Below are 18,468 nucleotides of genomic sequence, written 5' to 3' on the forward strand. Positions count from 1 at the left end.
TGCCGCCGGCTCTGCTCGGTGGGGACCCAGGATCTCCCGCGACCCAACCGGCTGTCGGGGGACGGGAATGGACCGAGCGTCGCCGATCGTGGTGCATTCTCGCCCCGGACACAAGGGGGTTCGTTACTGGCTAGTAACGGACGGATAACCGAGCAGCGACCCAACGCTTTCGGGATGCGACACAGGGTGCCGCCCATGGGCAGAACAAAGCCGTTGATCCCTGGGTGAAACCAGACAGATCAACGGCCTTGATTTACTCCGAGTAACAGCCCCTGCGATTACCAAGATTTGGTAAAGCAGAGCCGTCCTGACGGTTCGTCGGCAAATCTTTCACCTCGGCATCACAAGCCGTGGTGTTTAGCGACTGGTCAGAACAGGGCGCGCGCCAGCGCCCTTCGCGCCCCCACCACACGCGGGTCCTCGGGGCCCACGACCTCGAACAGCTCCAGCAGCCGACGACGCACGGCGTCCCGGTCGTCACCCACCGTGCGCCGCACGGCCTCGATGAGCCGCCCGAAGGCGTCCTCGACATGACCGCCCACCAGATCCAGGTCGGCCGCGGCGATCTGGGCGTCCGCGTCGGCCGGCTTTTCGGCCGCGTCCTTGCGCACTTGCTGCGGGTCCATGTTCTGCACGCGCTGGAGCAACTCGGCCTGCGCGAGCCCGAGTTTGGCTTCAGTGTTGGCCGGGTCGTCACTGAGCACGTTTTTGTACGCCTGGACGGCCCCGCCCAGGTCGCCCGCGTCCAGGGCCTGCACTGCGGCCTCCAGCAGGGCGTCGTACGGCCCCGCCGGCACCTCCTGGGCGACGGCGCCCGCCTCGGCGTCCGGATCGACGGTCAGGCCGGTCAGGCCGAACCGCTCCTCGGCGACCTGCACCAGCTGGTCCAGGGTCTGCCGGATCTGCTCCTCGCCGGCCGCGCCCTGGAAGAGGGGCAGCGCCTGCCCGGCGACAACGGCGAACACCGCCGGGATGCCCTGGATCCCGAACTGCTGCATCAGCATCTGGTTGGCGTCGACGTCGATCTTGGCGAGGAGGATGCGGCCGTCGTACTCGACGGCCAGCCGCTCCAGGACCGGGCTCAGCTGCTTGCAGGGCTGACACCACTCGGCCCAGAAGTCGATGACGACCGGCACTTCGGCGGACCGCTGGAGGACGTCCCGCTCGAATCCCGCCTCATCGACGTCGATGACGAGATCGGCCGGGGAGATCGCCCCCGTGCCGCCCTGCCGGGCGGCCTCTGCGCGCGTCTGCTCGGCCTTGGCCTTGGCCTCCTGGGCCGCCTTCACCGCGGCGAGGTCGACGACGCCGCTCATGGACATGTTCCGTGGCTGCATGCGTCTATCCTCCCCCGTTCCCGCGTATGAAAGAAAAAAGCGATGTGAGATGTGATGTGACGCCGGGTCCCCACCCCACGTCGGCGCTCGTCGCTCGCGTACGTCCCTCACGAGCTTTCGATACGAGTCGTAGCGTAATGGCAGGAGGGGACTCCGCGACACCATCCCCCGGTGATCTCCCTCACGACCGCACAGAACGCGCCGGTTATGGTCGGGGGATGCAGAGCCGCACCCCAGCCAGCCGTTCCGGGCGCCCGCGCAGCGCCGAGGCGGACGCCGCGATCCTGGCCGCCACGCGTGAGGCTCTGGTCGAACTGGGCTGGTCCAAGCTCACGTTGGGGGACGTGGCGACACGGGCCGGGGTGGCCAAGACGACGCTGTACCGGCGCTGGGCCGGCAAGAACGAGCTGGTGGTCGACGCGGTCGCCGAACTCTTCGACGAACTCGAGCTTCCCGACCGGGGCAGCCTGGCCGCCGACATCGAGGGCGTGGTCCTCCAGTTCGCTGCCATCCTGGCCCGCCCGGAGGCCAAGAGCGGCCTGATGGCGGTGGTGACGGAGTCGACCCGCGACGAAGCCCTGCGCGAGCGCATCCGCGGCTCCATCGTCGGCCGGCAGCGGCGCCTGGTCCTGGAGGGCCGCACCCGCGCCCAGTGCCGCGGCGAGCTCCCCTCGGAACCGGACCCGGCGGAGTCCGCCCGCACGGCGGACCTGATCTTCGACATGGTCGCGGGCGCGGTGGTCCACCGCACGCTGGTCAGCGGAAAGCCGGCGGACGAGGAGTGGGTCCGCAGCTTCACCCGGGTCCTCCTGCTGGGCCTGAGCGCGGCGGGAACGCAGGCCGCGCAGCCGACCGGGGCGGACGGGACGGAAGGGACGGACGGTGCCCGGCCCGCCGAGCCGGCCGGGACCGGTGGGACGGCCGGGACCGGTGGGACCGCCGGGACGGCCGGGACGGCCGGGACGGCTGAGACAACCGAGGCGGCCGGGACGGGTTGAGTGGCCGCTTCCCGGCCGTCGGTCGCGCTCTGGCGGGCGGGAGGGCCGGGAAACCGGGGGACGGAGCCCCCGGGTGCGGCCGGGCCGCCACAGGGCGCCTAGAAGCCCGCGGGCTCGGTGTACACGCCCCACTCGTCCCGCAGCACCCCGCAGATCTCGCCCAGCGTCGCCTCGGCCCGTACGGCGTCCAGCATCGGCTCGATCATGTTGGTCCCGGACCGCGCGGCGGCCAGCATCGCGTCCAGTGCCGCCCGCACGGCCCCCTCGTCGCGCGTGGCCTTGCGCCCGGCGAGCTCCCGCACCTGCTCCCGCTCCACCTCGTGACTGACCCGCAGGATCTCCAGGTCCCCGGTGACCGACCCGGTGTGGACGTTGACGCCCACGACCTTCTTCTCGTCCTTCTCCAGCGCCTGCTGGTAGCGGAAGGCCGCCTCCGCGATCTCGCCGGTGAACCAGCCGTCCTCGATGCCGCGCAGGATGCCGGAGGTGATGGGACCGATCGGGTGCTGTCCGTCCGGGTGGGCCCGCAGGCCCCGCTCCTTGATCTGCTCGAAGATCTTCTCCGCGTCCGCCTCGATCCGGTCCGTCAGCTGCTCGACGTACCAGGAACCGCCCAGTGGGTCGGCCACATTGGCGACCCCGGTCTCCTCCATCAGCACCTGCTGGGTGCGCAGCGCGATCTCGGCGGCCTGCTCGCTGGGCAGGGCGAGGGTCTCGTCCAGCGCGTTGGTGTGCAGCGAGTTCGTCCCGCCGAGCACCGCCGCGAGCGCCTCGACGGCCGTACGGACCACGTTGTTGTACGGCTGCTGCGCGGTCAGCGAGACGCCCGCGGTCTGCGTGTGGAACCGCAGCCACTGCGCCTTCTCGCTCTTCGCGCCGTACACGTCCCGCATCCAGCGCGCCCAGATCCGCCGGGCCGCCCGGAACTTGGCGATCTCCTCGAAGAAGTCGAGGTGGGCGTCGAAGAAGAAGGACAGTCCGGGCGCGAACACGTCCACGTCCAGGCCGCGCGAGAGCCCCAGCTCCACGTAGCCGAAGCCGTCCGCGAGCGTGTACGCCAGCTCCTGCGCGGCCGTCGAGCCCGCCTCCCGGATGTGGTAGCCGGAGACGGACAGCGGCTTGTAGGCGGGGATGCCCGCCGCGCAGTACTCCATCAGGTCGCCGATCAGCCGCAGGTGCGGCTCGGGCTGGAAGAGCCACTCCTTCTGGGCGATGTACTCCTTGAAGATGTCGGTCTGGAGGGTCCCGTTGAGCACCTCCGGATCCACACCCTGCCGCTCTGCGGCGACCAGGTACATGCAGAAGACGGGCACGGCGGGCCCGCTGATGGTCATGGAGGTCGTGACGTCGCCCAGCGGGATGTCCTTGAACAGGACCTCCATGTCGGCGGCCGAGTCGATGGCGACCCCGCAGTGCCCGACTTCGCCGAGCGAGCGCGGGTCGTCGGAGTCGCGGCCCATGAGCGTGGGCATGTCGAAGGCGACCGACAGACCCCCGCCACCGGCGGCGAGGATCATCTTGTACCGCTCGTTGGTCTGCTCGGCGTTGCCGAACCCGGCGAACTGCCGGATCGTCCAGGTACGGCCGCGGTAGCCGGTCGGATGCAGACCGCGGGTGAAGGGGTACTCCCCTGGCCAGCCGATCCGCTCGAATCCCTCGTACGTGTCTCCCGGCCGGGGCCCGTACACCGGCTCCACGGGGTCGCCGGAGAGCGTGGTGAAGTCGGCATCGCGCTTGCGCGCGGCGTCGTAGCGGGCCTGCCAGCGCCGGCGGCCTTCCTCGATGGCGTGAGCGTCCATACCCACGAATTTACTTGGACGTCCTAGTAAATGTCGATGGGCAACCGCCGTACGGCACCGGAAGGCACCCGTACGGCGGTGCGTCTCACACCTTGGCGACCGCCGGAGCCTGTCCCTGGACCGTGGAGTCCAGCTCGCGGCTGATCTTCCGCTCGACGAAGAAGGCGGCGGTCGGAATGGTGCCGGCGAGCAGCACCCACAGCTGCTTGCCGACCGGCCACTTCGCCTTGGAGCCCAGGTCGAAGGCGAAGACCAGGTAGACGACGTAGAGCCAGCCGTGGGCGATGGCCACGACGCGGGTGACGGCGGCGGCACCGTCGATGTGGAACCCGTACTTCGCGATCATGCTCAGACACAGGAGCACCAGCAGTACACCTGTGATGTAGGCCAGGGCGCGGTAGCGGGTCAGCACGCTCTTCTTCATGCCGACGAGCGTAACGACCCGTTCCGGGAGATCTTGCCCCGGGTCACCCCTCTTCGAAGTCGTGTGCCGCGATCCGAAGCGGGCGCAGCATCGCGAAGATCTCTCCGCACTCCTCCGAGTCGTACGCCCCGAGGCCGAAGTCCATGGCCATCAGGTCGCGGGTGGCCGCGTCGACCACCTCGCGGCCCTTGTCGGTGATGACGGCGAGGGTGCCGCGACCGTCGTTGGGGTTGGGGCGCTTGGCCACCAGGCCGGACCTCACCAGCCGGTCGACGGTGTTCGTCACGGACGTGGGGTGCACCATCAACCGCTCACCGATCTTGGACATCGGCAGCTCACCGGCCTTGGAGAAGGTGAGCAGCACCAGCGCCTCGTACCGCGCGAACGTCAGTCCGTACGGCTTGACCACGGAGTCGACCTCGGCAAGCAGGATCTGCTGCGCCCGCATGATCGAGGTGATCGCGGCCATCGCGGGCACGTTTCCCCAGCGCTGCTTCCAGAGCTCGTCGGCACGGGCGATGGGGTCGAAGGGAAGGCTGAGAGGCTTCGGCACGGCATCAGACCCTACCGGCCGGTCATATCCCGAGCAGCCCCGTCTCGACCCTCGGTCACCAGGCCTCCCGCCCAGGAGCCCGAGAAACCGCGCGACCAGCCACAACGACCCAAGACACCCGAACCTCGTCCCGACGGCCACCACCCCCCCCAGAGGCGCGGGGCTGTGTTCGATATGCGGCTCCGCCGCGTGGGCGCGACCGGCCACAACGCCGCCGCACCCGAAAACGCACCCGTCCCCCTACGGCGCCCCCCTACCGACGCCGCGCAAGCGATACCGCACCGCACGCTGCGCCACCGGCCCCAGATCCTCCAGTGCGGCGACCAGCGCGCCCAGCTGTTCCAGCGCGTCCAGCGCCGCATGCGCCCCGGCCTCGTCCACCCCCTCGTACAGCTCGATCCCGACGAACGACGCGGCGACCGCACGGGCGAGCCCCGCCGGATCGGCGCACTCACCGAACGGCGTCGCCGCCAGCACCCTCCGCAGCACCTGCTCGATCTCGGTGATCCACAGATCGAGCCCCGCGGTCGTGGCCGGCCCGAGCACGGGGTGGGTCGAGGCCCCGGCGATCAGCTGCCCGAGCAGGGCCACATGGCCGACGGCGCGCTCCTGCTCGTGCATCTCCCGGCCGACGGCGAGGAGTTCGGACAGCGATCCCACCGCGGCGAACCGCTCCCGGTACCGCGCCACGGTCTGCTCGGCCCCGTACCGGCAGGCCGCCGCGAGGAGTTCGTCCACGGATCCGAAGTGGTAGAAGACCAACGCCTGGTTGACCCCGGCGGCCGCCGCGACCGTACGGGCGGACGTCTTCGCGATGCCCTGCTCGGTGAGCACCCGCAGGGCGCCCTCCAGCAGCCTGGTCCTCGTCTCCTGGGACTTGGCGGTCCCGGCCCTGACCGGCTCGCTCCCCGAGGCCCCCCGCCCCGCCCGCTCCGGCGTCATGCCCGCGCCTCCTCCCGCACCGGCCGCAGCCCCGCCCGCACCCCGGGGCCGCGCACGGACGCGTACGACGCCGTGAAGGAGCCCTCGTAGCCGAAGAGCGGACCGAAGTAGCGGTTGACCACCCGGACACGGATACGGAAACGGCCGGCCGCGTCGTCGTACGACTCCCGCACCTCGGCCGTGGCACCGACGAGTTCGGGCACACGGACGTCCACCGGTCCCTCCCGGAAGCGGTGTTCGCCGGAGCGGATCAGGAGGGATCCGTCGGGCTCGGCGGCGAAGTGGAGCTCGCTGGCGAGGTGCTGGTGGGTGCCCAGGTAGTCGAGGACGCGGTCGCCCTTGGGGCTGAGCACCATCTGGGCGTCGAAGCGCCGGGGGCGGCCGGGCAGGTCGAAAGTGCGCACGAAGCTCACCGTCTCACGGCCGAAGGTGTCGGCGTACGGCACGTTCTCGATGACGAAGGGGACGTTCCGGCCGGCCTCGGGCACCAGGATGTTGCGGGTGGTGCCGAGCGCCAGGAACGGCTTCACGAAGGCCGGCCCGTGCCAGATCCGGTGCATCACACCCCGGCCGGTGCAGGCCTCCCCGCCGGGCAGGCCCACCGAGAAGCGGCGCCGGAGCTCGGGGTGGAGACGGTCGAAGGCGTCGCCCATGACCGTGCGGAACATCGAGGCCGTCGCCATCAGCGCTCCTCCAAGGTGCGCAGGATCCGGGGTGTGCCGGTCTGGACGAGGGGGCTGCGCAGGCAGCGGCGAGCGGCCGGGGTGCAGCCGAGCGGCGCCTTGAGGAGCGCCAGTGACACGGCGACCACGAGCAGGACGGGGCAGAAGTAGAGCACGAAGACGGCGAGCGCCCCGAAGGCCCCTATGACGGGACCCAGCCCCAGTCCGGTCAGGCACACGACGAGCACCACTGCCCGAACCGCCAGTTCGGCAAGCCAGTTGACCAGGGCCCGCCCGGGGGTGATCCCGCGCTCCAGCCACAGTCGCAGCCGGTCGAAGGACCAGGCGGTCGCCCAGCCCATGAGCGGCCGGAACACCAGCCGGTCGGCGACGGCGCCGAACGCGCCCCAGCGGGGCCGGTAGTCGTAGCCGGTGAGGAAGCGGACGCCGTCGCCATCGGGCACGTAGCGCCAGTAGCCGCTGCCTTCGGCGAGCAGGGAGAGGGGGTGCGGGGAGCTGAAGCGCAGGGCGGAGGTGCGGGTGCCGTCGGGGCGCTCCTTCTCACCGGCGGCGACGCCGGTGCCGGACACGGTGAGGAACGGCAGCAGGCGGACGGCGTAGCGGAAACGCTGCGGCTCGCCCTCCGCGCGCGGGAGGTAGTCGATCTCGGTGAACCGCAGGTCCCAGCGCCGGTGCTGGGCGGGGTCCTGAGTGCGAGCCCACAGTTCGTCGAGGTCGGCGCGGATACGTGTCTCTATGTAGAGACCCATGGTGTTCCCCCACGTCAGAGTCATATTTGAGCGACCGCTCAAAAGCATCTGGTATGCAACGTACACCGTTTGAGCGATCGCTCAAAGAGTGGGCACGAGAAAACCCCGGCCCCAACGGGCCGGGGTCTGCGCCGAGTTCGGCGGGTCGCTACTGCGCCAGATGGCGCTCGACGGTCTCGACCTTGGACGTGAGGCCGTCGGTCACACCGGGCCGGATGTCGGCCTTGAGGACGAGCGAGACGCGCGGCGCCCGCTCCTCGACGGTGGCCACGGCACGCTTGACGACGTCCATGACCTCGTCCCACTCCCCCTCGATGGAGGTGAACATGGCATCGGTGCGGTTGGGCAGGCCCGACTCGCGGACCACACGGACGGCGTCGGCGACGTACTCCCCGACGTCCTCGCCGACACCCAGGGGCGTCACGGAGAAGGCGACGATCATGCGTTGACGATCCCTTCCTTGCGGGCGCGGGCGGCGATGACCGCGGACTCGGACTCACGGCGCAGCTTGCGCTCGGCGAAGAAGCCGCCGGTGGGCAGCACCGAGAGGACGAAGTAGAGGGCCGCGGTCTTCAGCGACCACTTGGCGCGGTTCCAGGCGTCCGCCCAGAAGATCACGTAGAGGATGAACAGGATGCCGTGCACCGAACCCATCTCGCGGACCGCGTCGAAGTCCGTGGTCCGCTTCAGTACCGAGCAGACGAGGAGGATCAGGAAGGACACGGCCTCCGGGGCCGAGACCAGACGGAGGCGGCGGAGGGCGGTGGCGGTCTTGATGTCCACGGGTCACCTTCGGTGGGAGAGACGTCCACTGTTTGTGAACGCAAGCACAAGCGGTCCCCCATTGTGACAAACCCTCGCCCTAGGGGTTCGCTCAGGGTGGGTCTCCACCCGGGGGCCCTGTTCGGTCCACCCGCGTGGCCGCTACTTTCGCAGCGTGGCGATGTTCCGGCTCCAAGGGAGCAAGGTGCTCGCCGTCGACATGACCGGGGATGCCGTGAAGGCGAAGAACGGCTCGATGGTCGCGTACGACGGGCAGATGACCTTCAAGAAACTGACGGGCGGCGGCGAGGGGCTGCGCGGGATGGTGACCCGGCGGCTGACCGGCGAGCAGATGACGGTGATGGAGGTGAAGGGGCAGGGGACCTGCTGGTTCGCGGACCGGGCCTCGGAGATCAACCTGGTCGCCCTTCAGGGGGACAAGCTCTACGTCGAGTCGAGCAACCTGCTCGCGACGGACGCGGGACTGCGGACCGGCACGACGTTCACCGGGATGCGCGGCGCCGCGCAGGGCAACGGGCTCTTCACCACGACCGTCGAGGGCCACGGCCAGGCGGCCATCCTCTCGGACGGGCCGGCGGTGGTGCTCCGGGTCAGCCAGCAGTACCCGCTGACCGTCGACCCGGGCGCCTACATCGCCCATCAGGGCGACGTCCGGCAGTCGTTCCAGTCCGGTGTGACGTTCCGCACGCTGTTCGGGGAGGGCGGCGGCGAGGCGTTCCAGATCCGCTTCGAGGGCGACGGTCTGGTCTACGTGCAGCCCAGCGAGCGGAACACGATCGCGGGGGATCTGTGAGATGAGCTTCCGGGAGATCAACTCCAAGATGGTCGAGGCGACCGTGCTGCCCGGGCAGCGGCTGTTCAGCCAGCGCGGGGCGATGCTCGCCTACAAGGGGGACGTGTCCTTCACCCCCAACATCCAGGGCGGCCAGGGCGGGCTCATGTCCATGATCGGGCGACGGGTGGCCGGCGAGGCGACCCCGCTGATGAGCGTCGAGGGCAGCGGCACCGTCTTCTTCGGGCACGGCGGCCACCACGTGCATGTCGTCAACCTCTCCGGCGACACCCTGTACGTCGAGGCCGACCGGCTCCTCGCCTTCGAGGGCACCCTCCAGCAGGGCACGATGTTCATGGGCTCGCAGGGCGGTGTCATGGGCCTGGTCCGGGGCCAGGTCACCGGGCAGGGCCTGTTCACCACCACCCTCCAGGGCCACGGCTCGGTGGCCGTGATGGCGCACGGCGGTGTCTTCGAGGTGCCGATCACCCCCCAGCGCCCGGTCCATGTGGACCCGCAGGCCTACGTCGCCCACCACGGCGACGTCCGCAACAAGCTCTCCACCGCGCTCGGCTGGCGCGACATGGTGGGCCGCGGCTCCGGCGAGGCCTTCCAGCTGGAGCTGAGCGGCAGCGGCACGGTGTACGTCCAGGCATCGGAGGAGAAGCTTTGAGCGCGTACGGAACCGCCGGCGGCCCGGTCGTGTACGACCCCATGACGCTGCCCGTCGACGACAACGTGAACAGCTACACGTTCTGCGTCGAGCTCAAGAGCGGGCAGTGGTTCCTGCAGAAGGGGAAGATGATCGCCTACTACGGGGCGATCGAGTTCAACGGCATCGGGCACGGGCGGCTCGACCGGCTCGTACGCACCTCGTTCCATTCGCCACTGCACGCGAGCGACTGGGTCGTGGCGGAGGGCTCGGGGAAGATGCTGCTCGCCGACCGGGCCTTCGACGTCAATTCCTATGACCTGGACGACGGGAACTTGACCATTCGCGCGGGCAATCTGCTCGCTTTTCAGCCAAGTCTCGCACTCAAACAGTCGATCGTGCCGGGCTTTCTGACCCTCATCGGAACCGGAAAGTTCGTGGCCGCATCTAACGGTCCGGTGGTGTTCATGGAACCTCCGATCCGGGTGGACCCCCAGGCGCTGGTCGGGTGGGCCGACTGCCCGTCACCGTGTCATCACTACGACCACGGGTACCTGACGGGCGTGATGGGCGGTCTACGTGCGATGACGGGCCTCGGGGGCGCCTCCGGGGAGGAGCATCAGTTCGAGTTCGTGGGAGCCGGGACGGTCCTGCTGCAGTCGAGCGAGGCCCTGATGGCCGAGCAGGCCACGGGGGCGGTTCCGTCCGAACCGGGGGTTCCCGGTGGTGGCGGACCGGCGCCGGGTGGACACGGTCCGGGTCCGTCGGGTGCACCGCGCCTTCCCGGACAGCTCGGAGATCTCCAGCGTCGCTTCGGTCTGTGAGCGGTAATCTGCGGAGTGTGACATCGAACGCGTGCGCACCGTCACATCATCCGAAGTAGTTCGCCATTCAACATCTTAGGTAGACTTCATTCATGGAGACCGAGACGGCCACGCGCTGGCTGACCGATGCGGAGCAGTGCGCCTGGCGCACCCACCTGGAGGTCAACAGGCTGTTGACGTACCAGCTCGAAAAGGATCTGCAGCCTTTCGGCCTGACGATGAACGACTACGAGATCCTCGTCAATCTGTCCGAGTCGGACGGCGTACGGATGCGCATGAGCGACCTGGCCTCGGCCACGCTGCAGTCCAAGAGCCGGCTGTCGCACCAGATCACTCGGATGGAGAACGCGGCCCTGGTGCGCCGCGAGAACTGCGAGTCCGACCGGCGGGGACTTTTCGCCGTGCTGACCGAGCATGGCATGGAGACGATGAAGAAGGTCGCGCCGTACCACGTGGCGTCCGTGCGCCGGCACTTCATCGATCTCCTCTCGCCCGAGGCGCTGGCCGAGCTGGAGGCATCGCTCAAGCCGATCGCCGACCATCTGAGAGGGCAGCGGGGACGTCCTTGACGCCTGCTGACGAACTGAACGGGGTGTAAGTGGGGCGGGGGGAGGGTCGCGCGGCCCGGTGCCGGCGCGGCCCCTCCCCCGGGCCCTCGACTACACCCGAGCGGGGGGAACCTGCACCGCCCGAGCCGACACGGCCCACCGACGGCAGTATCCCGCCGGAGACAGCCAACCGCACCGAACGCAGGGGCCGGTCAGGAGCGGCCAGGCCGACTGCAGTACCCGGTCGGGAGCAGCCGGGCCGACTGCACCGCCCGACCCCGCAACGGCCCACCGGCGGCAGCGCCCCGCCGAAGACAGCCAAGCCCACTGCCGTGCCCCGTCCGGGGCGGCCGGGGCGGCCGGGGCGGCCGGGGCGGCGGTTCCGGTGTCAGCCCTCCGTCAGGCTCGCCACCAGTTCGTCGGCGGCGCGGTAGGGGTCCAGTTCGCCGGCGACGATCCGTTCCGCCAGGGCGCCGAGGTGGCGGTCGCCGTGCAGGTCGCCGATGCGCTCGCGCAGGGCCGTCACCGCGATGGTCTCGACCTCGCGGGAGGCGCGGGCCAGCCGGCGCTCCGCCAGGACGCCCCGCTCCTCCATCCAGGCCCGGTGCTTCTCCAGGGCCTCCACGACCTCGTCGATGCCCTCGGCGCGGGCGGCGACGGTCTTGACGATGGGCGGGCGCCAGTCGCCGGGGCCGCGGGCCTCGCCGAGACCGAGCATGTGGTTCAGCTCGCGGGCCGTGGCGTCGGCGCCGTCACGGTCGGCCTTGTTGACGACGTAGACGTCTCCGATCTCCAGGATCCCGGCCTTGGCCGCCTGGATGCCGTCGCCCATGCCGGGAGCCAGCAGGACGACGGAGGTGTCCGCCTGGGAGGCGATCTCCACCTCGGACTGACCGACACCGACCGTCTCGACCAGGATCACGTCGCAGCCCGCCGCGTCGAGGACGCGGATCGCCTGCGGGGCGGACCAGGCCAGGCCGCCGAGGTGACCGCGGGTGGCCATCGAACGGATGTACACGCCCGGGTCGGAGGCGTGCTCCGACATGCGCACGCGGTCGCCGAGGAGGGCGCCGCCGGAGAACGGGGACGAGGGGTCGACGGCCAGGACGCCGACCCGCTTGCCCTGCTTGCGGTACGCGGTGACGAGTGCGGAGGTCGAGGTGGACTTGCCGACGCCCGGGGAGCCGGTCAGGCCGACCACGTAGGCGTTGCCGGTCAGCGGAGCCAGTGCCGCCATGACCTCCCTGAGCTGCGGGGACGCCCCCTCCACCAGGGAGATCAGCCGGGCCACGGCCCGCGGCCGGCCTTCCCTGGCCTGGGCCACCAGAGAGGAGACGTCCTGCATCACAGCTCCGTTCACTTCACCGACGTAACTCTGAACTCACGCGTACCGCGGTCAGGCCTTCGGCACCCGCACGATGAGCGCGTCACCCTGGCCGCCGCCACCGCACAGCGCGGCCGCGCCGACGCCGCCGCCCCGGCGCTTGAGCTCCAGCGCCAAGTGGAGCACGAGGCGGGCGCCGGACATACCGATCGGGTGACCCAGGGCGATGGCGCCTCCGTTGACGTTCACCTTTTCCGTGGACACGCCGAGGTCCTTCATTGACTGGACGGCGACCGCGGCGAAGGCCTCGTTGATCTCGATGAGGTCCAGGTCGGAGACCTCCAGGCCGTCCTTCTTCAGGGCGTGCTGGATGGCGTTGGAGGGCTGCGACTGCAGGGAGTTGTCCGGGCCGGCCACGTTGCCGTGGGCGCCGATCTCCGCGAGCCACGTAAGGCCGAGCTCCTCGGCCTTGGCCTTGCTCATCACGACCACGGCGGCGGCGCCGTCGGAGATCTGCGACGAGGTGCCCGCCGTGATCGTGCCGTCCTTGGCGAAGGCCGGGCGCAGCTTGCCCAGGGACTCCACGGTGGTGTCGGCGCGGATGCCCTCGTCCTTGCTGAACAGGATCGGGTCGCCCTTGCGCTGCGGGATCTCGACCGGGGTGATCTCGGCCTCGAAGACGCCGTTCTTCTGCGCGGCGGCGGCGCGCTGGTGGGAGAGCGCGGCGATCTCGTCCTGCTCGGGGCGCTGGATGCCGAGGCGGGTGTTGTGCTTCTCCGTCGACTCGCCCATGGCGATGCCCTCGAAGGAGTCGGTCAGGCCGTCGTAGGCCATCGCGTCGACCATCTCGACGGCGCCGTACTTGAAGCCGTCGCGGGACTTCGGCAGCAGGTGGGGGGCGTTGGTCATGGACTCCTGGCCGCCGGCGACCACGATGTCGAACTCGCCCGCGCGGATCAGCTGGTCGGCGAGCGCGATGGCGTCGAGACCGGAGAGGCACACCTTGTTGATGGTGAGCGCGGGGACGTTCATCGGGATGCCGGCCTTGACGGCCGCCTGGCGGGCCGGGATCTGGCCCGCACCGGCCTGCAGCACCTGGCCCATGATCACGTACTGCACCTGGTCGCCGCCGATCCCCGCACGGTCGAGGGCGGCCTTGATCGCGAAGCCGCCGAGGTCGGCTCCCGAGAAGGACTTCAGGGAGCCCAGCAACCGCCCCATGGGCGTACGCGCGCCCGCGACGATCACAGAGGTGTTCGTTCCAGAAGACATGAGCTGCGATCCCCTTACCGGCTTGTACAGCCGAGGAGTGAACGAGGGTTTACTTCGAATGTACTGAGTGGCACTCCGTGCCGTCATCGGGCCGTCCATGTGATCGCGCGCACGTTGCGTAACCACCTCATGAGCGCTCCACTGAGTCCATGCTGACGCGAATCGACCACATCGGGATCGCCTGCCACGACCTCGACGCCACTGTCGAGTTCTACAAGGAAACCTACGGCTTCGAGGTGTTCCACACCGAGGTCAACGAGGAGCAGGGCGTACGGGAGGCCATGCTCAAGATCAACGAGACGTCCGACGGCGGCGCCTCCTACCTGCAGCTCCTGGAGCCGACCCGGGAGGACTCCGCGGTCGGCAAGTGGCTGGCGAAGAACGGCGAGGGTGTGCACCACATCGCCTTCGGCACGGCGGACGTGGACGCGGACTCCGCGGACGTCCGCGGCAAGGGCGTGCGGGTTCTGTACGACGAGCCGCGGCGCGGTTCCATGGGGTCGCGGATCACCTTCCTGCACCCCAAGGACTGCCACGGTGTCCTGACAGAACTGGTCACTTCGGCCCCTGTTGAGTCACCTGAGCACTGACCCGCGTACATAAGGGCCGGTAGGGTTGGGGTCGGTCGTCTCTGTAGGCGGGGGGCGGCCGCATGCCGGGGTCCGGGTTTCGGGGGACGTGCGTCGGGGCAGCAGCCCATGCTCCGCCGTTGATCTGACACCATTCCCCCGGGGGCCCCGTTCGGCGGATGGACGGAGCTCGTTGCAGAAGCTGACCAGGGGACGGATGGGACCGCGCAGTGCGGGGCTACGAGAGCCAGGAGCGAGAGCCGGCGGCTGACGTCGACCACCTCTCTCGGTTCGAGGCCGAGATGAAGCGGCTGAAGACCGAGCGGGAAAAGGCGATCCAGCACGCCGAGGACCTCGGCTACCAGGTCGAGGTGCTGCGCGCCAAGCTGCACGAGGCGCGCCGCACCTTGATGACCCGACCCTCCTACGAGGGCGGCGACATCGGCTATCAGGCCGAACAGTTGCTCCGTAATGCCCAGATGCAGGCCGATCAGCTGCGCCAGGACGCCGAACGCGAGCTGAGCCAGGTCCGCGCGCAGACCCAGCGCATCCTCCAGGAGCACGCCGAGCAGGCCGCCCAGCTCCAGTCCGAGCTGCACCAGGAGGCGGTGACCCGGCGCCAGCAGCTTGACCAGGAGCTGGCCGAGCGCCGGCAGACCGTCGAGTCGCACGTCAACGAGAACGTGGCGTGGGCCGAACAGCTGCGCGCCCGCACCGAGGCGCAGGCCCGCCGCCTGCTGGAAGAGTCCCGCGCCGAGGCCGACCAGGCCATGACGGCCGCCCGCGCCGAGGCCGAGCGGCTGACCCGGGAGGCCCGGGAGCGGCTGGAGAACGACGCCGAGGCGGCCCGCTCGGAGGCCGAGCAGCTCCTGCGCCGCGCCCGCACGGACGCCGAGCGGCTGCTGAACGCCGCGTCCGCGCAGGCCCAGGAGGCCACCGACCACGCCGAGCAGCTGCGCTCCTCCACCGCGAGCGAGTCGGACACCGCCCGCCGGCAGGCCGCCGAGCTGAGCCGGGCCGCCGAGGAGCGGATGGCGCAGGCCGAGGAGGCGCTGCGCAAGGCGCGGACCGAGGCCGAGAAGCTGGTCACGGAGGCCGAGCAGGCCGCCGCCAAGACGCTGTCGAGCGCCGAGGCCGCGGGCGAGGCACGCACGCGTACGGCCAAGGAACAGGTCGCCCGGCTGGTCGAGGAGGCCACCAAGGAGGCCGACACCACCCGGTCCGAGGCCGAGCAACTGGTCGCCGACGCGCGCGCCGAGGCCGAGAAGATCGCCGCCGAGGCGGCCGAGAAGGCGCGCAGCGTCACCGCCGAGGAGACGGCCAGCCAGCTGTCGAAGGCGGCGAAGACCGCCGAGGAGGTCCTCGACAAGGCGTCCGAGGACGCCAAGAAGACCACCAGGGCCGCGGCCGAGGAGGCCGAGCGGATCCGCACCGAGGCCGAGACCGAGGCCGACCGGCTGCGCGCGGAGGCGCACGACATCGCCGAGCAGCTCAAGGGCGCGGCGAAGGACGACACCAAGGAGTACCGCGCCAAGACGGTCGAGCTGCAGGAGGAGGCCCGCCGGCTGCGCGGCGAGGCCGAACAGCTGCGCTCCGACGCGGTCGACGAGGGCGAGTCGATCCGCGCCGAGGCCCGCCGGGAGGCGGTGGCGCAGATCGAGGAGGCGGCCAAGTCCGCCGAGGAACTGCTGGCCAAGGCCAAGGCCGACGCCGACGAGCTGCGGGGGACCGCGACCGCGGACAGCGAGAAGGTGCGCACCGAGGCCATCGAGCGGGCGACCACGCTGCGCCGGCAGGCCGAGGAGACCCTGGAGCGCACCCGCGCGGAGGCCGAGCGGCACCGCACGGAGGCCGGCGAGCAGGCCGAGGCGCTGGTGGCGGAGGCCGAGAACGCCGCGCGCGAGCTGCGCGAGGAGGCCGAGCGGGCGGTCGAGGCCCGGCGCGCCGAGGCCGCCGGTGAACTGACGCGGCTGCAGGCGGAGGCCCAGGAGCGGCTGACGGCGGCCGAGCTGGCACTCACGGACGCCCGTGAGGAGGCGGCCCGTATCCGCCGGGAGGCCGGCGAGGAGGCCGAGCGGCTGCGCTCGGAGGCGGCGGAGCGCATCCGCACGCTCCAGCACCAGGCCGAGGCCGAGGCCGACCGGCTGCGCACGGAGGCCGCGGCGGACGCGTCCACCTCGCGTGCCGAGGGCGAGGCCGTCGCCGTACGGCTGCGGTCGGAGGCCGCGGCGGAGGCGGAGCGGCTCAAGGCCGAGGCGCAGGACACCGCCGACCGGGTCCGCTCGGAGGCGCAGCACGCCGCCGAGCGGCTGGGCGCCGAGGCGTCCGAGACGCTGGCCGCCGCCCAGGAGGAGGCCGTCCGGCGCCGCCGTGAGGCGGAGGAACTGCTCGGCGGCGCCCGCGCGGAGGCCGACCAGGAGCGCTCGCGGGCCCGCGAGCAGAGCGAGGAGCTGCTGGCCTCGGCGCGCAAGCGCGTCGAGGACGCGCAGACCGAGGCGACCCGGCTGGTCGAGGAGGCCGACCGGCGCGCCACCGAGATGGTGTCCGCGGCCGAGCAGCACGCCCAGCAGGTTCGGGACTCCGTCACCGGGCTGCACGAGCAGGCCCACGAGGAGATCGCCGGGCTGCGCTCGGCCGCCGAGCACGCGGCGGACCGTACGAGGCGGGAGGCCGAGGAGGAGGCGGACCGGGTCCGCGCCGACGCCTACGCCGAGCGGGAGCGCGCGAGCGAGGACGCCACGCGGCTGCGCCGGGAGGCGAACGAGGAGACGGAGGCCGCCAAGGCGCTCGCCGAGCGCACGGTCGCGGAGGCGATCGCGGAGGCCGAGCGGCTGCGTACGGACGCGTCGGAGTACTCCCAGCGGGTGCGCACCGAGGCGTCGGACGCGCTGGCCGACGCCGACCAGGCGGCGTCGCGGACCCGGGCGGACGCCCGCGAGGACGCGAACCGCATCCGCTCGGACGCGGCGACGCAGGCGGACACCCTCATCACCGAGGCCCGCAGAGAGGCCGAACGTCTCCAGACGGAGACGAACGCCGAGGCCGAGCGGGTGCGCGCGGAGTCCGTGGCCACCGCGGAGCAGCTGATCGCGGACGCGACCGGCGACGCCGAGCGGCTGCGGGCGGAGGCCGCCGACACGGTCGGTTCGGCCCAGCAGCACGCGGAGCGGCTGCGCGCCGAGGCGGAGCGGGTCAAGGCGGACGCGGAGGCGGAGGCCGAGCGGCTCGTCAACTCCGCGCGCGAGGAGTCCGAGCGGACCCTGGACGAGGCCCGCAAGGACGCCAACAAGCGGCGTTCGGAGGCGGCCGAGCAGGTCGACACGCTCATCACGGAGACCGCGGCCGAGGCCGACAGGCTGCTCACGGAGTCCCAGCAGCAGGCGCTGCAGACCACCGCGGACGCGGAGTCGCAGGCGGACACGATGGTGGGCGCGGCCCGCACGGAGGCCGACCGGATCGTCTCCGAGGCGACGGTCGAGGGCAACTCCCGGGTGGAGAAGGCCCGGACCGACGCGGACGAGCTGCTGGTCGGTGCCCGCCGGGACGCGACCGCCATCCGGGAGCGCGCGGAGGAGCTGCGCGACCGGATCACCGGCGAGATCGAGGAGCTGCACGAGCGGGCCCGCCGCGAGGCCGCCGAGACGATGAAGTCCACCGGCGACCGCTGCGACGCGCTCATCAAGGCGTCCGAGGAGCAGCTGGCCAAGGCGCAGGCGAAGGCCAAGGAGCTGGTCTCCGAGGCCAGCTCCGAGGCCGGCAAGGTGCGCATCGCCGCCGTCAAGAAGGCGGAGGGGCTGCTCAAGGAGGCCGAGCAGAAGAAGGCCAGCCTCGTCAAGGAGGCCGAGGAGCTGAAGGCCGAGGCGATCCACGAGGCGCGGCGCACGGTCGAGGAGGGCAAGCGCGAGCTGGAGGTCCTGGTGCGCCGGCGCGAGGACATCAACGCCGAGATCTCGCGGGTACAGGACGTCCTGGAGGCGCTGGAGTCCTTCGAGGCTCCGGCGAGCGGCAAGGACGGCGGGGTCAAGGCCGGTGCCAGCGTGGGCGCCCCCCGATCGGGTGGCAAGTCGTCAGACGGCTAGCGCCCCGGGCGCGTTCCGGTGTCTTCTGGGGGCTTTGTCCTGCTGTCTGGCAAGCTGTCCGAGGGGTGGCCACCCGAAAGAGGTGTCATTCTCCAGATCAAACACGTATCCGCTCGATGACACACCGCTTCGGCGCCTAGGATTCCACCTATCACCTCAC

17 protein-coding genes and 1 pseudogene are annotated in these 18,468 nt (G+C 71.0%); 7 read left to right on the plus strand and 11 right to left on the minus strand.

Annotated elements, in window-relative coordinates; all coding sequences use genetic code 11:
* Nucleotides 1–368 precede the first annotated feature (368 nt).
* On the minus strand, nucleotides 369–1,337 hold the full coding sequence (locus ACWD5D_RS23490) for a tetratricopeptide repeat protein (protein ID WP_451374696.1): 969 nt from the start codon (nucleotides 1,335–1,337) through the stop codon (nucleotides 369–371).
* Between the two features lie 218 nt (nucleotides 1,338–1,555).
* Between ACWD5D_RS23490 and ACWD5D_RS23495 the strand changes: the two are divergent.
* Nucleotides 1,556–2,188 (plus strand): annotated as a pseudogene (locus ACWD5D_RS23495) (TetR/AcrR family transcriptional regulator); the annotation flags it as partial.
* A 245-nt stretch (nucleotides 2,189–2,433) separates the two neighbouring features.
* Here ACWD5D_RS23495 and ACWD5D_RS23500 read toward each other — a convergent pair.
* The 8 genes from ACWD5D_RS23500 to ACWD5D_RS23535 all read right to left on the minus strand — a co-directional run bounded on the left by ACWD5D_RS23500 (nucleotide 2,434) and on the right by ACWD5D_RS23535 (nucleotide 8,268).
* Complete coding sequence (locus ACWD5D_RS23500) at nucleotides 2,434–4,134, minus strand: acyl-CoA mutase large subunit family protein (protein ID WP_451374697.1); 1,701 nt, start codon at nucleotides 4,132–4,134, stop codon at nucleotides 2,434–2,436.
* A gap of 85 nt (nucleotides 4,135–4,219) precedes the next feature.
* Nucleotides 4,220–4,558 (minus strand): DUF3817 domain-containing protein, encoded by a 339-nt coding sequence (locus ACWD5D_RS23505; protein WP_451374698.1) that lies wholly within the window; start codon nucleotides 4,556–4,558, stop codon nucleotides 4,220–4,222.
* Between the two features lie 43 nt (nucleotides 4,559–4,601).
* A complete protein-coding gene (locus ACWD5D_RS23510) occupies nucleotides 4,602–5,111 on the minus strand; it encodes a MarR family winged helix-turn-helix transcriptional regulator (RefSeq protein ID WP_451374699.1) in 510 nt (169 codons plus the stop codon).
* 240 nt (nucleotides 5,112–5,351) lie between these two features.
* Nucleotides 5,352–6,053 (minus strand): TetR/AcrR family transcriptional regulator, encoded by a 702-nt coding sequence (locus ACWD5D_RS23515; RefSeq protein ID WP_451374700.1) that lies wholly within the window; start codon nucleotides 6,051–6,053, stop codon nucleotides 5,352–5,354.
* Entirely contained in the window at nucleotides 6,050–6,736 is a 687-nt protein-coding gene (locus ACWD5D_RS23520; protein WP_451374701.1) for a DUF4166 domain-containing protein, read from the minus strand. Before ACWD5D_RS23520 ends, ACWD5D_RS23515 begins: the two co-directional genes overlap by 4 nt.
* Nucleotides 6,736–7,485 (minus strand): hypothetical protein, encoded by a 750-nt coding sequence (locus ACWD5D_RS23525; protein WP_451374702.1) that lies wholly within the window; start codon nucleotides 7,483–7,485, stop codon nucleotides 6,736–6,738. The genes ACWD5D_RS23520 and ACWD5D_RS23525 overlap by 1 nt, the downstream gene beginning before the upstream one ends.
* 148 nt (nucleotides 7,486–7,633) lie before the next feature.
* On the minus strand, nucleotides 7,634–7,927 hold the full coding sequence (locus tag ACWD5D_RS23530) for an MTH1187 family thiamine-binding protein (protein ID WP_451374703.1): 294 nt from the start codon (nucleotides 7,925–7,927) through the stop codon (nucleotides 7,634–7,636).
* Nucleotides 7,924–8,268 carry a DUF3817 domain-containing protein gene (locus tag ACWD5D_RS23535; protein WP_451374704.1) on the minus strand — a complete coding sequence of 115 codons (345 nt, stop codon included), beginning with the start codon at nucleotides 8,266–8,268 and terminating at the stop codon, nucleotides 7,924–7,926. Before ACWD5D_RS23535 ends, ACWD5D_RS23530 begins: the two co-directional genes overlap by 4 nt.
* 160 nt (nucleotides 8,269–8,428) lie before the next feature.
* On the opposite strand from ACWD5D_RS23535, the gene ACWD5D_RS23540 reads away from it, so the two are divergent.
* The 4 genes from ACWD5D_RS23540 to ACWD5D_RS23555 all read left to right on the plus strand — a co-directional run bounded on the left by ACWD5D_RS23540 (nucleotide 8,429) and on the right by ACWD5D_RS23555 (nucleotide 11,085).
* On the plus strand, nucleotides 8,429–9,061 hold the full coding sequence (locus ACWD5D_RS23540; protein WP_451374819.1) for an AIM24 family protein: 633 nt from the start codon (nucleotides 8,429–8,431) through the stop codon (nucleotides 9,059–9,061).
* A 1-nt stretch (nucleotide 9,062) separates the two neighbouring features.
* Complete coding sequence (locus ACWD5D_RS23545; RefSeq protein ID WP_451374705.1) at nucleotides 9,063–9,713, plus strand: AIM24 family protein; 651 nt, start codon at nucleotides 9,063–9,065, stop codon at nucleotides 9,711–9,713.
* The gene (locus ACWD5D_RS23550) at nucleotides 9,710–10,516 is read left to right on the plus strand and encodes an AIM24 family protein (RefSeq protein ID WP_451374706.1); all 807 of its coding nucleotides are present in this window, start codon (nucleotides 9,710–9,712) and stop codon (nucleotides 10,514–10,516) included. Before ACWD5D_RS23545 ends, ACWD5D_RS23550 begins: the two co-directional genes overlap by 4 nt.
* A 92-nt stretch (nucleotides 10,517–10,608) precedes the next feature.
* Complete coding sequence (locus tag ACWD5D_RS23555) at nucleotides 10,609–11,085, plus strand: MarR family winged helix-turn-helix transcriptional regulator (RefSeq protein ID WP_451374707.1); 477 nt, start codon at nucleotides 10,609–10,611, stop codon at nucleotides 11,083–11,085.
* A gap of 367 nt (nucleotides 11,086–11,452) precedes the next feature.
* Here the strand turns inward: ACWD5D_RS23555 and meaB are convergent, their stop codons facing one another.
* Nucleotides 11,453–12,409, minus strand: coding sequence for a methylmalonyl Co-A mutase-associated GTPase MeaB (meaB, locus tag ACWD5D_RS23560; RefSeq protein WP_451374708.1), 957 nt, complete (start codon nucleotides 12,407–12,409; stop codon nucleotides 11,453–11,455).
* Nucleotides 12,410–12,460: 51 nt separating this feature from the next.
* Nucleotides 12,461–13,660: an acetyl-CoA C-acetyltransferase gene (locus ACWD5D_RS23565; RefSeq protein WP_451374709.1), complete on the minus strand. Its 1,200-nt coding sequence runs from the start codon at nucleotides 13,658–13,660 to the stop codon at nucleotides 12,461–12,463.
* 149 nt (nucleotides 13,661–13,809) lie between these two features.
* On the opposite strand from ACWD5D_RS23565, the gene mce reads away from it, so the two are divergent.
* Together mce and scy are read left to right on the plus strand one after the other, a co-directional pair.
* Complete coding sequence (gene mce, locus ACWD5D_RS23570) at nucleotides 13,810–14,250, plus strand: methylmalonyl-CoA epimerase (protein WP_451374710.1); 441 nt, start codon at nucleotides 13,810–13,812, stop codon at nucleotides 14,248–14,250.
* Between the two features lie 209 nt (nucleotides 14,251–14,459).
* Nucleotides 14,460–18,308, plus strand: a complete 3,849-nt coding sequence (gene scy, locus ACWD5D_RS23575) for a polarized growth protein Scy (protein WP_451374711.1) — start codon at nucleotides 14,460–14,462, stop codon at nucleotides 18,306–18,308.
* The last annotated feature ends 160 nt before the right edge of the window (nucleotides 18,309–18,468 follow it).

The sequence above is a fragment of the Streptomyces sp. NPDC002520 genome (genome assembly GCF_053595235.1).